At 66.0% G+C, this 18,475-nt stretch carries 17 protein-coding genes; 5 read left to right on the top strand and 12 right to left on the bottom strand.

Annotated elements, in window-relative coordinates; genetic code table 11:
- Positions 1-59: 59 nt before the first annotated feature.
- The 7 genes from QX124_RS12375 to cobS all read right to left on the bottom strand — a co-directional run bounded on the left by QX124_RS12375 (position 60) and on the right by cobS (position 9,260).
- Positions 60-1,607 carry an ABC transporter substrate-binding protein gene (locus QX124_RS12375; RefSeq protein ID WP_315797299.1) on the bottom strand — a complete coding sequence of 516 codons (1,548 nt, stop codon included), beginning with the start codon at positions 1,605-1,607 and terminating at the stop codon, positions 60-62.
- Positions 1,608-1,930: 323 nt separating this feature from the next.
- Positions 1,931-2,356, bottom strand: coding sequence for a hypothetical protein (locus QX124_RS12370; protein ID WP_315735167.1), 426 nt, complete (start codon positions 2,354-2,356; stop codon positions 1,931-1,933).
- A 182-nt stretch (positions 2,357-2,538) separates the two neighbouring features.
- On the bottom strand, positions 2,539-3,639 hold the full coding sequence (locus QX124_RS12365; RefSeq protein ID WP_315775680.1) for an LLM class flavin-dependent oxidoreductase: 1,101 nt from the start codon (positions 3,637-3,639) through the stop codon (positions 2,539-2,541).
- A 217-nt stretch (positions 3,640-3,856) separates the two neighbouring features.
- The gene (locus QX124_RS12360; protein ID WP_315797298.1) at positions 3,857-4,969 is read right to left on the bottom strand and encodes an NADH:flavin oxidoreductase/NADH oxidase; all 1,113 of its coding nucleotides are present in this window, start codon (positions 4,967-4,969) and stop codon (positions 3,857-3,859) included.
- A 103-nt stretch (positions 4,970-5,072) separates the two neighbouring features.
- A complete protein-coding gene (locus tag QX124_RS12355) occupies positions 5,073-6,149 on the bottom strand; it encodes an esterase-like activity of phytase family protein (RefSeq protein ID WP_315797297.1) in 1,077 nt (358 codons plus the stop codon).
- Between the two features lie 66 nt (positions 6,150-6,215).
- The gene (cobT, locus tag QX124_RS12350) at positions 6,216-8,117 is read right to left on the bottom strand and encodes a cobaltochelatase subunit CobT (RefSeq protein ID WP_315735175.1); all 1,902 of its coding nucleotides are present in this window, start codon (positions 8,115-8,117) and stop codon (positions 6,216-6,218) included.
- Positions 8,118-8,261: 144 nt separating this feature from the next.
- A complete protein-coding gene (gene cobS / locus QX124_RS12345; RefSeq protein ID WP_315735178.1) occupies positions 8,262-9,260 on the bottom strand; it encodes a cobaltochelatase subunit CobS in 999 nt (332 codons plus the stop codon).
- A gap of 294 nt (positions 9,261-9,554) precedes the next feature.
- Here cobS and QX124_RS12340 point away from each other — a divergent pair, with 294 nt between their 5' ends.
- The gene (locus tag QX124_RS12340) at positions 9,555-10,211 is read left to right on the top strand and encodes a DedA family protein (protein ID WP_315797296.1); all 657 of its coding nucleotides are present in this window, start codon (positions 9,555-9,557) and stop codon (positions 10,209-10,211) included.
- 5 nt (positions 10,212-10,216) lie between these two features.
- Here QX124_RS12340 and QX124_RS12335 read toward each other — a convergent pair whose 3' ends face one another.
- Entirely contained in the window at positions 10,217-11,440 is a 1,224-nt protein-coding gene (locus QX124_RS12335; protein ID WP_315775684.1) for a citrate synthase family protein, read from the bottom strand.
- Between the two features lie 81 nt (positions 11,441-11,521).
- Between QX124_RS12335 and QX124_RS12330 the strand changes: the two genes are divergently transcribed.
- Entirely contained in the window at positions 11,522-12,610 is a 1,089-nt protein-coding gene (locus tag QX124_RS12330) for a citrate synthase/methylcitrate synthase (RefSeq protein WP_315797295.1), read from the top strand.
- A 43-nt stretch (positions 12,611-12,653) separates the two neighbouring features.
- On the opposite strand, the gene QX124_RS12325 is transcribed toward QX124_RS12330, so the two are convergent.
- Positions 12,654-13,298, bottom strand: a complete 645-nt coding sequence (locus tag QX124_RS12325; protein WP_315756912.1) for a J domain-containing protein — start codon at positions 13,296-13,298, stop codon at positions 12,654-12,656.
- Positions 13,299-13,408: 110 nt separating this feature from the next.
- Between QX124_RS12325 and QX124_RS12320 the strand changes: the two genes are divergently transcribed.
- Complete coding sequence (locus QX124_RS12320; protein WP_315797294.1) at positions 13,409-13,678, top strand: BolA family protein; 270 nt, start codon at positions 13,409-13,411, stop codon at positions 13,676-13,678.
- Between the two features lie 7 nt (positions 13,679-13,685).
- On the opposite strand, the gene QX124_RS12315 is transcribed toward QX124_RS12320, so the two are convergent.
- The 3 genes from QX124_RS12315 to QX124_RS12305 all read right to left on the bottom strand — a co-directional run bounded on the left by QX124_RS12315 (position 13,686) and on the right by QX124_RS12305 (position 16,874).
- Positions 13,686-14,990 (bottom strand): HlyC/CorC family transporter, encoded by a 1,305-nt coding sequence (locus QX124_RS12315; RefSeq protein ID WP_315735190.1) that lies wholly within the window; start codon positions 14,988-14,990, stop codon positions 13,686-13,688.
- 73 nt (positions 14,991-15,063) lie between these two features.
- Positions 15,064-16,212, bottom strand: a complete 1,149-nt coding sequence (aroB, locus tag QX124_RS12310; RefSeq protein ID WP_315797293.1) for a 3-dehydroquinate synthase — start codon at positions 16,210-16,212, stop codon at positions 15,064-15,066.
- Positions 16,209-16,874 carry a shikimate kinase gene (locus QX124_RS12305; protein WP_315735194.1) on the bottom strand — a complete coding sequence of 222 codons (666 nt, stop codon included), beginning with the start codon at positions 16,872-16,874 and terminating at the stop codon, positions 16,209-16,211. Before QX124_RS12305 ends, aroB begins: the two co-directional genes overlap by 4 nt.
- Before the next feature lie 155 nt (positions 16,875-17,029).
- Here QX124_RS12305 and QX124_RS12300 point away from each other — a divergent pair, with 155 nt between their 5' ends.
- Positions 17,030-17,176, top strand: a complete 147-nt coding sequence (locus QX124_RS12300) for a histidine kinase (RefSeq protein WP_315735738.1) — start codon at positions 17,030-17,032, stop codon at positions 17,174-17,176.
- A gap of 171 nt (positions 17,177-17,347) precedes the next feature.
- Positions 17,348-18,304 carry a site-specific tyrosine recombinase XerD gene (gene xerD, locus QX124_RS12295; protein ID WP_315735196.1) on the top strand — a complete coding sequence of 319 codons (957 nt, stop codon included), beginning with the start codon at positions 17,348-17,350 and terminating at the stop codon, positions 18,302-18,304.
- Positions 18,305-18,475 lie beyond the last annotated feature (171 nt).

Below are 18,475 nucleotides of genomic sequence, written 5' to 3'. Positions count from 1 at the left end.
GCTCGGCAAGACAGTGAAACACCGGAGCGCGGGGATCATGGCCGCGCCCCGGAGTGTCGCTATTTGTCGAGCCAGGCATCGCGAAAGCCGTCGTTGACGCCGATGCCAGTGGTGATGAGGTTCTTCACCTTGCACTTGGTGATGGTCGGGAACTGCAGCTCGAGCAGCCAGGCCACGGGCACGTCCTCAGCCAATATCTTCTGCACCTTGTCATAGGCCTCCTTGCGCTTGGCGTCGGTCGACGCCGTGGCGCCCTCTGCAAACAGCTTGTCGACCTCCGGGTTCGAATAGCCCTCCACATTGTTGAACAGCTGGCCCTTGGCGATCGCCGAGGTGATGTAGTTGCGGGAGACGCCGAGCGCGGCGTCGCCGTACTGATAGAGATAGGTGAAGGCGATGTCGTAGTCCCACTCCATGATCTTCTGGTTGCCGCCCGGGACGTCAGTCGCGATCGTCTCGATGTTCATGCCGACATCCTGCAGGTTCTGCTTCACCGCCTCGCCCCAGCGCTGCCAGGTCTCGCCATAGGCCAGCGGCAGCATGCGGATCTTCTCGCCCTTGTAGCCGGCCTCCTTGAGCAGCGCCTTCGCCTTGGCCGGGTCATACGGATATTTCGGCACGTCGTCGCTGTAGAACTTGATGGTCGACGCCGACGGGCCGGTGGCCACCTTGCCGAGGCCGTTCCAGATCACGTCCTTGGCGAAGTCGCGGTCGATGGCGTACATGATCGCCTGACGCACCTTCTTGTTGGCCAGGATCGGATTGCGGTTGTTGAGCCACATCCAGGCCAGCGGCGAGAAGAACTCCCAGCCGGCGCCGGTGACGCAGGCGCCGGGCAGCTTGGAGACGCGCGGCACGTCGAAATTCTCGATCGAGCCGCCCGGCAGCACGTCCACCTTGCCGGTCTCGAAGGCGACCGCGCGCGCGGCGGCGTCGGGAATGATCTGCCAGTAGACCTCGTCGAGATAAGGCTTGCCCTTCTCATGGTAGTTCGGATTTTTCACCATCCGGATGAAGGAGCCCTTCTGCCATTCCTTGAACATGAAGGGGCCGGTGCCGACAGGCGCGTTGTTGTTCGGATTGGTCTTGTAGTCGGTGCCCTCATACAGGTGCTTCGGCACCATCGGCATCGAGCCGACCTCGAAGATGCCGATGAAGGGACCGAACGGCTCCTTCAGCGTGAACACCACCGTGAGATCATCCGGCGCCTCGACTTTCTCGACCATCACGAGGTTGTTGCGGGCGCGCGCATGCGCCTGCTTCAGCATCTCGATCGAGAACAGCACGTCGGCCGAGGTGAACGGCTTGCCGTCGTGCCAGGTCACGCCGGCCTTCAGCTTGAAAGTGTAGACCTTGGCATCCGGGCTGATGGTCCAGCTCTCGGCGAGGCCGGGCAGCGGTTCGAGCTTGGGGCTGTAGCGCAGCAGGCCTTCGAAGATGTTGCCGGACACCATCTGCGTCGGGCCGTTCTGGACCATCGCCAGCATCAGGCCCGGCGGCTCGGGCTGAATCACCGCATTGACCACGCCGCCGACCTTCGGCTCCTCCGCTTGCGCCGCGGACAGTCCGCAGCCAATGACTACACCCAGCAGCACCCGTTTCAACATGATGAACTTCCCAAATGTCATTGCGGGCCGCGATGCATCAAGCGCGCCAAGGTGCGCGATATCGCCATGCGGCTTCTGATGTGATGCCTGCTCTGGGCGCATGGGCTGTTGGATCGTCCACGCGCAGCGCCGTAGAACGGGCTCCAATACGACCGCGGGCAACGCTTTGGAAACGTCGCCAGGACCTGTGTCAGTCGCGCAATGCGCCCCCGGACGACGCGGCTCACAGGTCGAGCCCCTTGATGCAAGGGCTCACACGATCGCAATCGCGGCCGCAAGATGAAACTCGCGACAGCGTTAGCCCAAAAATTGAACAGGGAAAATCAGCGCCGCAGACGCGCGATCGCGCCGGAAACGATCTGCATGATCACGCCGATGATCCAGCCGACCATGATCAGCGACGTCCAGACGATGTGCGGATCTTCGCGCAGGATGATGATGGCGACGGCGAAGAACGCCGTCAGGGTCGCAAGGAAGGTCCCGACGGCGCTCAGGAATTCGGCCGTATCGATCTTCGTCTCCGCAGGTGAGTCCTCGTCATGCGGATGAAAAGGGAGTTGCGGCGTGTCGATGCCGAGATAGAAGCCCAGTGCCCCAGATAGCATCATCACGATCAGGAAGCCCTGCGTGGTCAGCAACGGAACGCTGGAGCCGACATGCGCCCCGACGAAGACGCCGCAGGCGGCCCCCGCCAGAGCCAAACCCGAGCGTTCGAGGATATGGGCAAACTTCCTGACGCGAAACCGCATGACCTGCCCCCAAATGTCAGACCCGCCACGCGCATGCAGCGGATTCGACGCCTGGACCGTCCTAACGGCAAGACCGTCACCCAAACGTCAAATCTGAAGCTGCACTCGCGCGAAAATTTTAGCTACATTTCTTTTGATGCCAGCACTGCCCGAAAGGGAGGGCGAATGCTGGCGCCAACATACTAGGCGGCCCTGGTCAGGTCGGCATTGAGGTGGCTCAACCTCGGCATGACCTCCTGCTTCAAGAGGCGCAGCGAGTTGTGCCAGGCTTCCGGCCTGTGCTTGTAGTCGAAGCCGAACACGCACAGCGTGCCGAAGCCGCCGACCTCATGCCAGATCTTCTCGATCTTCTCGGTCACCGTGGCCGGCGAGCCGACGATCCAGTTGCGCTTGGCGCAATAATCCACCGTCACGTCGGAATCGGGCACATCGGGTGAGTGCTTCAGATAGTCCTTGAAGCCGAAATGACCGAGCAGGGGCAGGAAGTATTCGCCCATCATCCGTCCCATCATGTCGCCGGAGGACAAGCGCCAGGCTTCCTCGTCCGTATCGGCGACGAACACCTCGCGCACCAGCCGCCAATCGCTGCGGCTGGGCTTGCGACCGGACTTGGCGGCGCCGGCCTCGACCGAGTCCCAGTGCGACGACACATAGGCGGGGTTGAGGTTGAGGCTCATCGGGATGAAGCCGCGCTCACCGGCGAGCTTCAGCGTGTCGGAGTTCTTCGACAGGCCGGCGACGCCGATCGGCGGATGCGGCGCCTGCACCGGCTTGATGTGCGGCTTGAGGAAGTCGAACATCACGTCGGGCTTGGTCACCGTCCAGTACTTGCCCTTGTACGTCCATGGCGCGTCCTCGGACCACATCTTCAGGATGATCTCCAGAGCCTCGCGCGTCATCTCGCGGTTCTGGCCGCTCATGCCGTCGACGTTGAACATCGCCCAGTCGCTCGGCAGGCCGGATGCGGCAATGCCGAAATTGAGGCGGCCGTCGGAGAGGTGATCGAGCATCGCGACGCGATTGGCGAGCTCGGCCGGGTGATGATAGGGCAGCAGGAAGCCGCCGGGCCCGAGCCGGATGTTCTTGGTTTCGCGGAAGGCCTGCGCCAGAATCAGGTCGGGCGCCGGATGCGGCTCCCAGGGCGCGGTGTGATGCTCGCCGATCCAGGCTTCCTGATAGCCGAGCTCGTCGAGCCACCGCAGGACCTGCAGGTCCCACTCCTGCCCCTCCTTCAATCCGCACTCCGGCGGATGCGAGGGCATCGTGAAATATCCGATTTCCATGGCGCTTTCCTCTCGCGTTTATATTGCGGCGCATCTTTGCGATGCGCTCATCGTCACGCGAGACGAAACACGACCAGACGAGTCGGCATCGCCGCACGTGGTCTGCGAAGTCTAGCACTTCGTCCGACAGCGACAATCGTCAGCCGTGTCGCGGGCGGAATGATGACCGCAGAATTTTGCAACGCTGATGCGCAACATTGCGGTCATCAATTGCACGTCAGCGTGCGCCGAACGTCGTCTTGCCGAACAGCTCCTTCTGCGTCGACGGCTGCGAGCGCCAATATTGCGGAGGTGCGGCGACTTGTCCGCCGAGCTCCGCTGCGGCGTGCCAGCCCCAGCGCGGGTCATAGAGCATGCCGCGGGCCAGCGCGACCATGTCGGCCTTGCCCGAGGCCACGATCTCCTCGGCTTGCTGCGCCTGCGTGATGAGACCGACCGCAATGGTGGGAAGCGCCGTCGCCTGTTTCACGGCCGCGGCGAACGGCACCTGATAGCCGGGTCCGAGCGTGATCTTCTGCAACGGCGACACGCCGCCCGAGGAGACGTCGATCCAATCGGCGCCGCGGCGCTTCAGCTCTTGCGCAAACGTGATGGTCTGATCGAGATCCCAGCCGCCGTCGACCCAATCGGTCGCCGAGACGCGCACGCCGACCGGTCTGTCCGCCGGAAATACCGCCCGCACCGCATCGAACACGTCGAGCGGAAACCGCATGCGGTTTTCGAGCGAGCCGCCATAGGCGTCGCTGCGCTGGTTGGCGATCGGCGACAGAAACTGATGCAGCAGATAGCCATGCGCGCCGTGGAGCTCGATCCCGTCGATGCCGAGGCGCGCGGCTCGTTGGGCTGCGGAAACGAACGCATCGCACACCCGCTTCAGTCCGGCTGCATCGAGCTCCTGCGGCGCGAGTTCGCCATCCTTGTGCGGCAGGGCCGAGGGCGCGACCGTCTGCCATCCGCCGTCCGCGAGCGGAATCTGCTGTCCGCCATCCCACGGCTTGTGGCTGGAGCCCTTGCGTCCGGCATGAGCGAGCTGCATCGCGACCGCAGCCTTCGCATGTTTGCGAACCGAGGTCAGGATGGGCTTCAGCGCAGCTTCCGTCGTATCGTCCCACAGCCCGAGGCAGCCGGGGGTGATGCGCCCGATCGGCTCGACATGCGTCGCCTCGATGCAGAACATCGCCGCGCCCGACAGCGCCAGCGTGTTGATGTGGGTGAAGTGCCAGTCATTGGCCGCACCATTCTCGGCCGAGTACTGGCACATCGGCGACACCATGATGCGGTTGGCGAGTTCGAGGTGGCGCAGCTTGATCGGAGAAAACAGGGCGCTCATGCTGAGTTCCAGGTTGCGACGGTGGACGCGATGATCTGATGGCGGCGAGTGTCGATCATGGACGAGGCGCGGTCAACGCGAGGCGCCGCAGCGGCGCCGCGGCTCACTCCACCAGCGTGAACTGCAGCAGCAGCGTGCGCTGGATCATCGAGAAATTGTCGTCGGACACCAGCGTCAGCACGGTCTCGCCCTCCGGCGTGACATGCGCATCGATGCCCTCGAGATTGTCGATCTCCTGCCCGAGATCGGCGGAGAAGATCGCCGGACCATCGACCAGCGCGCCCGGCGCGATCTGCGCAAGCATCAGCCGGCGGATTCGAATGCCGACCCCGTTGAACAGCGAGAACTTGCGTTCGAGCACCAGCAGATCGCCCGACGGCAGCAGCACGGCATCGCTGACGTCGAACTCGTTGCTGCGGACGATGCTGAACTGTCCCGCCGCGGGTCCGCCGATCAGGAAGGCGAGCAGATTGCCGTTCGGGTCCAGACCGCGCTCAGAGAGCGCGATCAGGGCGCCGGCGAGCGGCAGTCCCTTCGGCACGACTACCAACGCTTCCAGTCCCTTGTTGTGGGGCAGCCGCTTGGCGGCCGGCGGCAGCGGCACGATCTCGCCGCGCGCGCCGGTTCCGCCCTTGGCGAAATCGTAGCGCAGGAGCTGGTTGACGCGCTCGAGGCCGACATAGACGATGTCGCCATCGCGAGCGAGCGACTCGGAATCATACCAGCCGCGATCGGTGATGGGCCGTCCGTCCGGACCGAGCAGCGGCGCCGCTTCGACATCGGCGAGCCCCGCGATTTCGCGGCCGGAATAGGCAATGCGGCCGGTGAACCAGCCGCCCTTGTCGCTGACCGCGAGGAAGCGTTCACCCTTGGCATCGAGCCGGATGCCGGACAGGCCGCCGAAGCCGGGATAGGACGAGGTCAGCGCCACGCCGCTGCGATACTGCAGCATCCCGAAGCGCAGATGGGTCCTATCGCGGAGGTCGAACGCAGGCAGCGGTCGCGCATTGACCTCGATCTTCACCGGCGACGTGACGGAGTGCTCGTCGGAAGCTGCGCGTCTGCGGACAGGCGTCGGCGCGAGTTGCGCACGAGCCGTCGTGGACCATGCGAATGCCGACACTCCGCCGATGGTCAGCGCGAGAAAGCGCCTGCGGTCGGCAATCGCCTGCAGCGACATCGTCAGCGGAGCCCCCTCCCCCACCTCCTCCGAGGCGGAGGAGGGACGCAGCCGGCCGACGGCCGCTTACGAATGCAGCCTGCGCTTCTGCCCCGGCGCAGGCTGCGGCGCCGCGTGGGTCTCCGTGAACAATTCGGCGAGCTTCTCGGTGATGGCGCCACCGAGCTCCTCGGCGTCGACGATGGTCACCGCGCGACGGTAGTAGCGCGTGACGTCGTGGCCGATGCCGATCGCGATCAGCTCGACCGGCGAGCGAGTCTCGATCTCCTCGATGATGTGGCGCAGATGCCGCTCCAGATAGTTGCCCGGATTGACCGACAGCGTGGAGTCATCGACCGGCGCACCGTCCGAGATCATCATCAAGATCTTGCGCTGCTCGGTACGCCCGAGCAGGCGCTTGTGCGCCCAGTCGAGCGCCTCGCCGTCGATGTTCTCCTTCAGCAGCCCCTCGCGCATCATCAGGCCGAGATTCTTGCGCGCCCGCCGCCACGGCGCATCGGCCGACTTGTAGATGATGTGGCGGAGATCGTTGAGGCGGCCGGGGTTGGCCGGCTTGCCGGCGGCGAGCCACGCCTCGCGCGACTGCCCGCCCTTCCAGGCCCGCGTCGTGAAGCCGAGGATCTCGACCTTGACGCCGCAGCGCTCGAGCGTGCGGGCGAGAATGTCGGCGCAGGTCGCGGCCACCGTGATCGGGCGTCCGCGCATCGAGCCGGAATTGTCGAGCAGCAGCGTGACGACCGTATCGCGGAAGGTCGCCTCCTTCTCGCGCATGAACGACAGCGGCTGATAGGGATCGATGACCACGCGCGACAGCCGCGCCGGATCGAGGACGCCTTCCTCGAGATCGAACTCCCAGGCGCGGTTCTGCTGCGCCATCAGCCGGCGCTGCAGCCGGTTGGCGAGCCGCGCCACGATGCCTTGCAGGTGCGCAAGCTGCTTGTCGAGATAGGAGCGCAGGCGCTCCAGCTCGTCGTGGTCGCACAGGTCCTCCGCCGCGATGATCTCGTCGAACTTCGGCGCGAAGGCGTGATATTCGGGGCCGCGCGGCTCGTTGGCACCGCCGCGGTTCGGACGCGTCGCCTCACCCGGCGTCTCGTCGTCGCCGAGTTCGCCGTCATCGAGCGTGTCGGACGCCGAGGCCTGTGCCGCCTCCATGGCGCTCTCCGACATCTCGTCCGACGTCGTCTGCGCCTGGTCCGCGCTCATCTCCTGCGCAGCGTCGGATTCGGGCGAGCCCTCGGCGCCGGACTGCTCATTGTCGCCGTCGCGGTTGTCGTCGTTGTCCTCGTCCTCTTCCGAATCGGCGTTGCGTTCATCGCCGAGATCGAGCGCCGACAAGAGATCGTGGACGAGGTCGCCGAATTTGGCCTGATCCTCGGTGAAGCGGCCGAGCTCATCAAGACGCTGGCCGATCCTGTCCTCCAGGAACGGACGCCAGAGATCGACCACCTTGCGCGCCGCATTCGGCGGCGCCATGCCGGTGAGGCGCTCGCGCACCATCATGGCCAGCGCATCCGACAGCGGCGCGTCGGCGCGGTCGGTGATCTCGTCATATTTGCCGCGATGGAAGTGATCATCGAGCATCGCCGTGAGATTCCTGGCGACGCCGGCCATGCGTTTTGCACCGATCGCCTCGACGCGGGCCTGCTCGACCGCCTCGAACACGCCACGCGCCTGCGGATTGCCCGGGATCAGCTTGCGATGGATTTTCGGATCATGACAGGCAAGCTTCAGCGCGATCGAGTCGGCATGGCCGCGCACCACGGCGGCGTCACGCTTGGTCATCTTGCGCGCCGGCTCGGGCAGCCGAGCCTTGCCCGGCGCAAGGCCGGGACGCTCGGCCGCGAAGGAGACTTCGAGCTCGGGCGCCCTGGCGATCGCGCGCAGGCACCCCGTGACCGACCTCTTGAAAGGTTCGGTCGGTGCTTCCTTGACGCCAGGACGGGGCTTGTTGCTCGGTGTGGTCATCTGATTCCTGCGGCTATCGTCCCGGCGAACGCCAGGCCCGATAACCACCGGCGTTCGTTTGTTCGCACTCGCTCTCCCGCATCACCCGACGAGAGAGGCCGCGGCGTATGGGTCCCGGCCCGAGGCCAGGAGGACGCCGGTGTGTCAGCTCAGCGCCACGTTGATGGAGGATTCCGGCAACTCCGCATTGAAGCAGCGCTGATAGAATTCCGCGACCAGCGGACGCTCGAGCTCGTCGCACTTGTTGAGGAACGTCACACGGAAGGCAAAGCCGATGTCGCCGAAGATCTCGGAGTTCTCGGCCCAGGTGATCACCGTGCGCGGGCTCATCACCGTCGACAGATCGCCATTGGCGAAGGCGTTGCGCGTGAGGTCGGCGAGCCGCACCATCTTGTTGACGGTGTCGCGGCCCTGTGCGTTCTGATAGTGCTTGGCCTTGGCCAGCACGATCTCGACCTCCTCGTCATGGGCGAGGTAGTTGAGCGTGGTGACGATCGACCAGCGGTCCATCTGGCCCTGGTTGATCTGCTGCGTGCCGTGATAGAGGCCCGAAGTGTCGCCGAGCCCGATGGTGTTGGCGGTAGCGAACAGACGGAACGCCGGGTGCGGTTTGATCACCTTGTTCTGGTCGAGCAGGGTCAGCCGGCCCGACACTTCGAGCACGCGCTGGATCACGAACATCACGTCCGGACGGCCGGCATCATATTCGTCGAACACCAGTGCGACGTTGTGCTGCAGCGCCCAGGGCAGGATGCCATCCCGAAACTCGGTGACCTGCTTGCCGTCTCTGACCACGATCGCGTCCTTGCCGACGAGGTCGATACGGCTGATGTGGCTGTCGAGGTTGACGCGCACGCAGGGCCAGTTGAGTCGCGCCGCGACCTGCTCGATATGGGTCGACTTGCCGGTGCCGTGGTATCCGGTCACCATCACGCGGCGGTTCTTGGCGAAGCCGGCCAGGATCGCAAGCGTCGTGGCGCGGTCGAAGCGGTAGTCGGCGTCGACCTCGGGGACATGCGGGTCGCTTGCGGAAAAAGCCGGCACCTCAAGGTCGCTGTCGATCCCGAACACCTGCCGCACCGACACCTTCATGTCGGGCACACCGGTCATCTCCTGCGCATTGGTCGTAGCGGCGGTCGTCATTCATCCTCCGAGGTCCCGGGCATTCCCGAAACCAGATTTCATGTTTGGCTGCGGTTGAAGGGCTTCGACGCCAGCCTAGCAGAGAGCACGCGCGGGCAGAAGCCTAAGCCTTGATCAAAGTTCCGTCGTTATATCATCGAGATAGGCATGAGTGGCCGTTTTCGAAAGGCTGCCCTGCGAATCGTGCCACCTTTTCGCCCACCGGCTCTTCCCAGGATCTCGACGTGGCACCCGGAGCCGGGGTTCCTACTTATCGAGGAGCTCCCGCCCACCCTCTCCACCAACAGGAACCGCGTGGCCCATCTGCTCGATCCCCTCATTGCCTTCGTCTCAGCGCATGCGGGACTGGCCTATTTCACCCTGTTTCTGGCCGCCCTGCTGGAGGCGATCCCGATCGTGGGCTCGGTGGTTCCAGGCACGACCATCATCCTGGCGCTGAGCGCGTTGATTCCGGGCGGCGAGCTGACCCTGCAATGGGTGCTGGCGGCGGCCATCCTGGGCGCGGTGCTGGGGGACGGCGGGGCGTTCTGGGTCGGCCATCGCAGGCAGCGCGAGATCCTGACGAGCTGGCCGTTCTCGAACTATCCGCGCCTGGTGGCGCAGAGCGAGGCCTTCTTCCACCGTTTCGGCACCCTGGCGATCTTCTTCGCCCGCTTTGTCGCGCCGATCCGCGCCGTCGTGCCGATCACGGCCGGCGCGCTCGACATCCCTCCGCCGCGCTTCTACGCCGTGAACATCCCTGCCATCGTGCTGTGGGCCTGCGCCCATGTCCTGCCCGGAGTATTCGCCGTGCAGCTGTTGCACCGCTATGGCGGCATTCCGCATCATAGCCATATCGCCAAATCCACCTGGATCATCGCGGCGATCGCCGGAACGATCGTGGTCTGGCTGGTCCTCAGATTGACGCGGAAGCGGCGCGAGACGCAGCTGGCGGCCGGCGCCGCGGATTAGAACGGCTACAGCGAATCCAACATGGCGCCGCGGCCGGGTGCGGGTCCGATATAGCGGGCGCGCGGGCGGATCAGGCGGCCATGCTGCAGCTGCTCGCAGGCGTGGGCGATCCAGCCGACGCAGCGGGCCATCGCGAACAGCGCCAGCTCGCTGCCGGCGGGCAGACGCAGACTATGCACCAGCACCGCAAGCGCGTAGTCGATGTTAACGAACTCGCCGGTCGCCTCTGCGATCCGCTCCGGCACCTCGCGGGTGAATTTGCGCGGCGCGCCGGCCCGCGTCAGCGCCTCCAGCAGCGAGATCGCGCGCGGATCACCGCGCTTGTAGACGCCATGCCCGAACCCGGCGAAGCGCTCGCCCAGCGCCACCCGCTCGCGGATCAGCGGCGCGACATCGCGATCGATGAGTGCCTTCACCAGTTGCGACGCCAGCACGCCGGCACCGCCGTGCTGCGGCCCTTTGAGCGCCGCAAGACCCGCGATGACGGCATCGTAGAGGCTGAGGCCCGTCGACGCCGCACAGCGGACGGTGAAGGTCGACGCGTTCAGCTCATGATCGGCAAGCAGCACCAAGGTGCGGCGGATCAGGTCCGGCGCATGTTCGTGTCCGGGCGCCCAGCTCCGCGCTACCTGAACATGGAGCGGATCGGCTGACGCGGGCTGGTTCAGCATGGTTGCGACCACAAGCCGAACGATGCGGGCGCCGACCAGCGCCCGACCGTCGGGTGCGCGGTTGAAGGCCGCGGGATCAGCATGTGTCGCCAGCGCCAGCACCGCGATGGCGCGGTCGATCGGCGCCGCGCGCCGCGCGGCATCGGCGATGAGACTCATCTCCTCCGACACGGCCGGAAGGTTGTCTGGCGCAAACGGATCGAGCGCGGTCACGTCCCACAACAGTGTCGCGGCATGCTCCAGCGTGTCGCGCGCGGCCAGGTCGACGCAATTGACGCCGCGATAGATCGGACCGGCTTCGGTGATCGTCGACACGGCGGAATCGAACACGGGGAGATCCGCATCGAAGCTGCGGAAAGCGCGCGGCTCGGGGGCCGGCGCACGACGCTCCTTCAGGGCGCGGATGTCCTCGGCGCGATAGCGGCTGCTGCGCGAGTTCGGCGACGGCTCGGAGCGGACCAGGCCGCGGCTGACATAGGCGTAGAGGGTGGCCGGCGAGATCGCGAGCTCGGCCGAAGCTTCACGGGCAGATAGGTAAAGTCCGCTGTCTTTTTTCATATTGATCAGCTTAATCAAGATTGATCAAGTTGTCGACTGGGCGGATCTTGCCGGCGTGACCACTCGTGAAGGAGACCCGCCATGACCATCCACCTCGGCAAGACCCCGATCGGCCTCGACGGCATCGCCGCCGCCGAGACCGTGCTCAGCCACGTCGACGGCCAGCAGGGAGAGCTCATCATCGCCGGCGCCCGTGTGGCCGATCTCGCCGCCGCCAACGGCTTCGAGGGCGTGACCGCCCGGCTATGGAGCGCGGCCACGAAGCGCACCGTCGGCGAGGCCGAGGTCCGCGCCAGCCTTGGTCGTGCCCGCGAGCGTGCCTTTGCCCGGCTGCCCGAGCTGCTCGCCGCGACCTCCGGCCTGTCGGTCATCGACGGCTTCCGCGCCGCGGTCGCGGCGCTGCGCCCCCAACCCGGGCTCGACGACGAAGCCACGATCGTCGGCGCCTGCCCGGTGATCGCCGGCGCCTTGGTCCAGCGCGCGCAGGAAGCGCAGCCGATTGCCCCCGACCCTGATGCCAGCCACGCCGCCGATACGTTGCGGATGGTGCGTGGCGATAGGCCCGAGGGCGGGGAGGTGGCGGCCTTGGACACCTATCTCGTCACCGTCAGCGATCACGGCATGAACGCCTCGACATTCGCCGCGCGGGTCGTGGCCTCGACCCAGGCCGACCTGTTCGCGTCGGTGACCGCCGGCTATTGCGCGCTCACCGGCCCGCTGCATGGCGGAGCGCCGGAGCCGGTGCTGGAGATGCTGGACGCGATCGGGACGCGCGACCACATCAAGCCGTGGGTCGATGCGGCGCTCGGCCGCGGCGAGCGGCTGATGGGGTTCGGGCATCGGATCTATCGCGTGCGCGATCCGCGCGCCGACGTGCTCAAGGGCGCGATCGAGCGGCTGGCGGGCAGCGGGGCTGATCTGCCGTTTGCGAGCGAGGTAGAGGCTTACATCCGCCAAGCGCTGCGGCAGAAGAATCCGGAGCGGGTGCTCGACACCAATGTCGAATTCTTCACCGCCATCCTGCTCGATGCGCTGAAGATTCCGCGCCAGGCGTTCACGCCGATCTTCGCGGTGGCGCGTGCGGCGGGCTGGACGGCGCATGCCCGCGAGCAGCAGCGGACGGGGCGGCTGATCCGGCCCAGCTCGGCCTATATCGGGCCGAGGCCCTGAACTGTCGAGCGCGACGCGCGGCAGCCTCGCGCGCTGTCGCGCATCAGCCCTTCACCACCGTCTTCAGATAGTTGTAGGCCTTGATGATCTCGATCAGGCGATCCTCGGTGGAGCGGTCGCCGCCATTGGCGTCGGGATGGTGCTGCTTCACCAGCGCCTTGTACTTGACCTTGACGTCTTCGAGCGTCGCATCGGGACCAAGGCCCATCACCTGCAGCGCCTTGCGCTCGGCGTTGAAGACCTTGCGCGTCTCGGCCTTGGGGGCCGACTGGGGATCCGGACGCCAGCTGCCGCGGCCGTTGATCTCGGCGAAGACGCTGAACGGATCGGCGGCATCGCCGAGATCGCCCTCGGCGCTGCCGGTGCCGCGCTTGGCCGATGTGTTGGCACCCATCTTCCAGGTCGGGCGATGTCCGGTCAGCGCATCCTTCTGATAGCGCGCGACCGCCTCGGCGTTCATCCCCGAGAAGAAATTATAGGACTGGTTGTACTCGCGCACGTGGTCGAGGCAGAAGTGCCAATACTCGCGCACGTTCTCGCGTCCCTTGGGCGCGCGGTGCGAGCCCTTGTTCTTGCAATCCGGCCACTGACAGGGCTGGGCCTCCTCGCGCACCACCGGCTGCCGCGCAGCCTGCTTCTTGGGCTTGATGCGGATGGAGTCGAAGAATTTGTTTGAATCGATCGCCATGGCGGACTTTGACTACGCAACGCCGAAAGCTTCAAGTCTTGACATTGCGAATACCTCTGGCGGGGACCGCCGATTGACGAAAAATAATTTGATGCGTATTTCCAGAGACCATGCGGACCCGAGATGCTATCATCGAAAAGTTGCGCGAAGCTTTCTCGCCGGAAAGCCTCGATGTTCAGGACGAATCACATCTGCACGAAGGCCATATGGGCCATCAGCCGAGCGGTGAGACCCATTTCCGCGTGTATATTGTGTCGCAGGCCTTCGCCGGCAAGAGCCGTGTCGATCGCCACCGCCTGATCAACGCCGCATTGGCAGCGGAACTTGCCGGCTCGGTGCACGCGCTCGCGCTGCATGCGAAGGCGCCGGGCGAGGCTTGATCCCCAACTAGAACGCCGTGCCTGCACGGCGCGGCCGCGTCTCCTCGGTTTCGCCGCGCGGCACCGGTACGATGCGCAGCGCGGTGATGCGATTGCGCTCCCGGCGCAGCACGCGAAAGCGGAAGCCGTAGAACGTGAAGCTCTGGCCGCGCTCGGGGATCGAGCGCGCCTCGTGAATCACGAGACCTGCGACAGTGGTCGCCTCCTCGTCCGGCAGCGTCCAGTCCATCGCGCGATTGAGATCACGGATCGGCACCGATCCATCGACGACGACGGATCCGTCCGGCTGCACGCGCACGCCGGCGACCTGCACGTCCTGCTCGTCGGAGATGTCGCCGACGATTTCTTCCAGGATGTCCTCGAGCGTGACGATGCCTTCGACCTCGCCATACTCGTCGACCACGAGCGCGAAATGCGTCTTGCGGCGGCGGAACGCTTTCAGCTGTTCCGACACCGAACGCATCTCCGGCACGAACCAGGGCGGCAGCGCCAGCGAGGCGACGTCGATGTGCGACACATCGCCCTCGGCGGCGCGGATCGCACGCAGCAGGTCCTTCGCATGCAGCACGCCGATGATGTTCTCCGGCGTACCGCGCCACAGCGGGATGCGGGTGTACTCGGTGGCGAGCACCTCGCGCACCAGTTCCTCCTGCGGCAGGTCCGCATTCACCATCACCATCTCGGTGCGATGGACCATCACGTCGGATACCTGCAATTCGCGCAAGTCGAGCAGGCCGCCGAGCATGTCGCGGTCCTGCTTCTCGACCTTGCCTTCATGATGCAGGAGATCGACGGCGCCGCGCAGGCGTTCGGTCGGCGACAGGATCGGCTGATTGGCCCCGACCTTGAAGCCGATCAGCCGCATCAGCCCACGCACGATCGCTTCGATCACGGCCAGCACGGGACCGAGCACGATCACGGCGGCCCGCATTGGTCTGGCAACCGTGAGCGAGACGCGATCGGGCGCATTGATCGCGATCGTCTTCGGCAGCACCTCGGCGAAGATCACCACCAGCGCGGTCATCACGCCGGTCGCATAGAGCACGCCGACCTCGCCGAACCAGGCGGTGAAGATGCCGGTCGCCAATGCGGACGCGGCGATATTGGCGATGTTGTTGCCGAGCAGCAGCGCGCCGATCAACCGCTCGCGCATGTCGAACAGGCTCGACACCACGTCGGCGTCGCGATTGCCCTGCTTCGACAGCCGCAGCATCGAGGCGCGGGAGGCACCGGTCAGCGCGGTCTCGCTCAGCGCAAAGAAGGCGGAGGCGGCGAGGAGGATGATGACGACGGAGAGTGTGATCCAGTCCATGACGCCGATGTCGCTCTGTAGGGAGGCCGCCGATGATCCGTTGGCACTGCTCAACACGGCGTAAAGCCCGGGATCAGCTTCTGCTGCGCAATTTGGCCTGCAGGAAGTCGCGAACGCGCGCCGGATCGACGTCCTTCGCGATGACGGCGCGGCCGATGGCTTCCATCAGGATGAAGGTGAGCTTGCCCCGCTTGACCTTCTTGTCCTGCGCCATCAAGGCCAAAAGCCGGTCGGCGTCGCCGATCCCCTCCTGGGCGAAGCCGGCGATGTCCTGCAGATGGGTCGGCAGACCGACCGCGGCAAGGTGACGCTCGATGCGTGTGACGTCGTCGGGCGGCAGCATGCCGAGCTCGGCCGAGAACTGCGCCGCCAGCACCGCGCCAACCGCGACGCCCTCGCCGTGGAACAGCCGGTCGGAGAAGCCGGTCACGGCCTCCAGCGCATGGCCGAACGTGTGGCCGAGATTGAGCAGCGCCCGATCACCGGTCTCGCGCTCGTCGCGGGCGACGATCGCCGCCTTGGCGCGGCAGGAGGTTGCAACCGCGTGCTCGCGCGCCGCACCGCCCTTGACGACGTCGGCGTGGTTGGCTTCCAGCCAGGCGAAGAAGCTGGCATCGCCGAGCAGGCCGTATTTGGCGACCTCGGCATAGCCGGCGCGGAACTGGCGCGGCGACAACGTGTCGAGCACCGCGGTGTCGGCGATCACCAGCACCGGCTGGTGGAAGGCGCCGAGCAGGTTCTTGCCCTGCGGCGAGTTGATGCCGGTCTTGCCGCCGACGGAGGAATCGACCTGCGCCAGCAGCGAGGTCGGGACCTGCACGAAGTCGACCCCGCGGCGCAGGATGGCGGCCGCGAAGCCGGCGAGATCGCCGACCACGCCGCCGCCGAGCGCGACGACGAGGTCGTTGCGCTCGATCTTGGCGGCGATCAGTGCCTCGCTGACCTTCTCGAGGCCGGCATAGGTCTTGGAGCCCTCGCCCTCCTCGACCACGATCGTGGACGACGGGATTCCCGCCTCCGCCAGGATCGCCTCGGTCGGCTTCAGCCAGTGCGCGGCCACGGTGCGGTCGGTGACGATGGCCGTCCGGACACCCGGCCGCAGCGCCGAGATGCGCTGGCCAAGCGAGGCGAGCACGCCACGGCCGATGACGATGTCATAGGCGCGCTCGCCGAGCGCGACGTCGACGATCATCGGATCGGAATGCTTCAGTGGTGCCGTCATCGGAGCGCGCCCATCGCCTGCGGAGGATCGGATTGAACTGGATCGGGTTGTGGTCCGGTGGGCCTCGCCGCGGTCTCCGGTGGAGAGAAGAACGCCTGCAGCGCCTCCAGGCAGTCCTCGACGACCCGGTCGTGCGGCACGTCGCGCGAGAAGATCGTGAGGTCGGCGAGCTGGTAGACCGGCTCGCGCTCGGTCAGGAGCCGCGCGACCGTGCCTTCGGGATCAGCCGTCTGCAGCAGCGGGCGGTCGGCCCGCCGCCGGACGCGGCGCATGATCACGTCGGCATCGGCCTTCAGCCACACCGAGACCGCCTTCTCCTGGATGCGCCGCCGCGTATCCTCGCGCATGAAGGCGCCGCCACCGGTTGCCAGCACCGCCGGACCATTTTCGAGCAGGCGGGCGATCACCCTCGCCTCGCCGTTGCGGAAATAGTCCTCGCCGCGCGACTCGAAGATTTCCGGTATGGTCATGCCGGCTGCGGTCTCGATCTCGGTATCCGCATCGACGAACGGCAGCCGGAGCCGCGCCGCGAGCCGCCGGCCCACGGTCGACTTGCCGACCCCCATCATGCCGACCAGCACGATCAGCCGCTTGCCGAGGCCTGCGAGAATCGCGGCCTCCTGGGCGACAGGTCCAGATGCTGGTTGCGTCGGTTCGGTCATTTCTCCGCTTCTAACCCAGGCCCTGCTGCTTTCAAAGGCATCCTGTTCCGCTCCCCGAGCCAAGGCGAGCTGCCCGGTCTGCCCGACGGGCTTGCAAGGCCGATGCGAACATGTTGGATGAAACTGTTCCCTTTCTGGTGGCCTGCGCGACCGACATGCCCAGCCTGTTCCGCTTCCTGACCGTCATCGCCATCATCGTCGGCGTGGTCTATGGCGCGATCTACGCGCTGGCGAATTTCGTCAACCCGAAGCCGCGCGAGATGACGGTGACGATCCCGCCGGACAGGTTCCAGAAGAGATGATCGGCACCGCTGCGGCGAACCGAAAAGCCACAGGGCATTGATTAAGAATTTTACGATTGTCTGAGGCGGCCGGGCGCCGCGATATCGGCCAGATTTGCAGTCACCGCTCGACGTGCCGGCACGAATACCTCGTAGTGATTCGATCGCCTCGGACGCAGCGGATTTCACGACATGAAGGTCAAGGCCTCCGACGCCAGGCTGATGAGCCTGTTCCTCGACATGATGGCCGCCGAGCAGGGCGCCGGTCAGAACACGCTGGACGCCTATCGCCGCGACCTCACCGATCTCTCCGACTTTCTCGGCGGCAAGGCCAACGGCTTCGCCACGGCCGACACCCAGGCATTGCGCGACTATCTCGCCGATCTCGACACCAGGGGCTTCAAGTCCTCCAGCGTGGCGCGGCGGTTGTCGGCGATGCGACACCTGTTTCGCTTCCTGCTGAGCGAGCGCATCCGCAGCGACGATCCCGCCGCGATCCTGTCCGGCCCGAAACGCGGCCGGCCGCTGCCCAAGGTATTGTCGATCGGCGATGTCGACCGGATGCTGACCCGCGCGAAGGAGCTGAGCGAGGGCACGGACGCTTCGCCGGCGCAGCGGCTGCGTGCGCTGCGGCTGTATTGCCTGCTCGAGGTGCTCTACGCGACCGGCTTGCGCGTCTCCGAGCTGGTGGCGCTGCCGCGGACGGCCGCCCGCAACGATGCCCGCATGATCGTGGTGCGCGGCAAGGGCAACAAGGAGCGGCTGGTACCGCTGAACCAGGCCTCGCGCCAGGCGATGGCCGACTATCTCGCCGCCCTGGATGCGCTGAAGCCCGAGAAGAAGGCCAGCGCGACGTTCGGCAAATGGCTGTTTCCCTCGTTCGGCGAGAGCGGCCACCTCACCCGCCAGCACTTCGCCCGCGACCTCAAGGAGCTGGCGGTGGCGAGCGGCCTGCCAGCCCGGCTGGTGTCGCCGCACGTGCTGCGCCATGCCTTCGCCAGCCATCTGCTGCACAACGGCGCCGACCTGCGCATCGTCCAGACCCTGCTCGGCCACACCGACATCTCGACCACCCAGATCTACACCCACGTGGTCGAGGAACGGCTCAAGAGCCTGGTGCGCGACCTGCACCCGCTGGCCGAGACCTGACGTCGCTTCACACCTTCCCGAAACCAAATCCGCCGGCGTGACGCCCGGCCGGCTTGACTTCGCGCCCGTCTGCCCTGAAAGAGCGCCATCCTGCCCGCGATCCCGGCGCGATGCCGGGAGGCTGGGCACCGATCGTACCCTAAGCTCCTGAAGTCCTTCGGCTTCAGGTCC

Source organism: Bradyrhizobium sp. SZCCHNRI3043, from assembly GCF_032377735.1.
Taxonomy (GTDB): Bacteria; Pseudomonadota; Alphaproteobacteria; order Rhizobiales; family Xanthobacteraceae; genus Bradyrhizobium.
Note: the sequence above shows the minus strand (reverse complement) of the source record. Positions and strands in the feature narration are given on the sequence as shown.

What these genes read in the sequence shown, in the direction of transcription:
- QX124_RS12375 (WP_315797299.1), bottom strand. Translation starts at nt 1,607, where the DNA reads ATGTTGAAACGGGTGCTGCTGGGTGTAGTCATTGGCTGCGGACTGTCC.
- QX124_RS12370 (WP_315735167.1), bottom strand. Translation starts at nt 2,356, where the DNA reads ATGCGGTTTCGCGTCAGGAAGTTTGCCCATATCCTCGAACGCTCGGGT.
- QX124_RS12365 (WP_315775680.1), bottom strand. Translation starts at nt 3,639, where the DNA reads ATGGAAATCGGATATTTCACGATGCCCTCGCATCCGCCGGAGTGCGGA.
- QX124_RS12360 (WP_315797298.1), bottom strand. Translation starts at nt 4,969, where the DNA reads ATGAGCGCCCTGTTTTCTCCGATCAAGCTGCGCCACCTCGAACTCGCC.
- QX124_RS12355 (WP_315797297.1), bottom strand. Translation starts at nt 6,149, where the DNA reads ATGTCGCTGCAGGCGATTGCCGACCGCAGGCGCTTTCTCGCGCTGACC.
- cobT (WP_315735175.1), bottom strand. Translation starts at nt 8,117, where the DNA reads ATGACCACACCGAGCAACAAGCCCCGTCCTGGCGTCAAGGAAGCACCG.
- cobS (WP_315735178.1), bottom strand. Translation starts at nt 9,260, where the DNA reads ATGACGACCGCCGCTACGACCAATGCGCAGGAGATGACCGGTGTGCCC.
- QX124_RS12335 (WP_315775684.1), bottom strand. Translation starts at nt 11,440, where the DNA reads ATGAAAAAAGACAGCGGACTTTACCTATCTGCCCGTGAAGCTTCGGCC.
- QX124_RS12330 (WP_315797295.1), top strand. Translation starts at nt 11,522, where the DNA reads ATGACCATCCACCTCGGCAAGACCCCGATCGGCCTCGACGGCATCGCC.
- QX124_RS12325 (WP_315756912.1), bottom strand. Translation starts at nt 13,298, where the DNA reads ATGGCGATCGATTCAAACAAATTCTTCGACTCCATCCGCATCAAGCCC.
- QX124_RS12320 (WP_315797294.1), top strand. Translation starts at nt 13,409, where the DNA reads ATGCGGACCCGAGATGCTATCATCGAAAAGTTGCGCGAAGCTTTCTCG.
- QX124_RS12315 (WP_315735190.1), bottom strand. Translation starts at nt 14,990, where the DNA reads ATGGACTGGATCACACTCTCCGTCGTCATCATCCTCCTCGCCGCCTCC.
- aroB (WP_315797293.1), bottom strand. Translation starts at nt 16,212, where the DNA reads ATGACGGCACCACTGAAGCATTCCGATCCGATGATCGTCGACGTCGCG.
- QX124_RS12305 (WP_315735194.1), bottom strand. Translation starts at nt 16,874, where the DNA reads ATGACCGAACCGACGCAACCAGCATCTGGACCTGTCGCCCAGGAGGCC.
- QX124_RS12300 (WP_315735738.1), top strand. Translation starts at nt 17,030, where the DNA reads ATGCCCAGCCTGTTCCGCTTCCTGACCGTCATCGCCATCATCGTCGGC.
- xerD (WP_315735196.1), top strand. Translation starts at nt 17,348, where the DNA reads ATGAAGGTCAAGGCCTCCGACGCCAGGCTGATGAGCCTGTTCCTCGAC.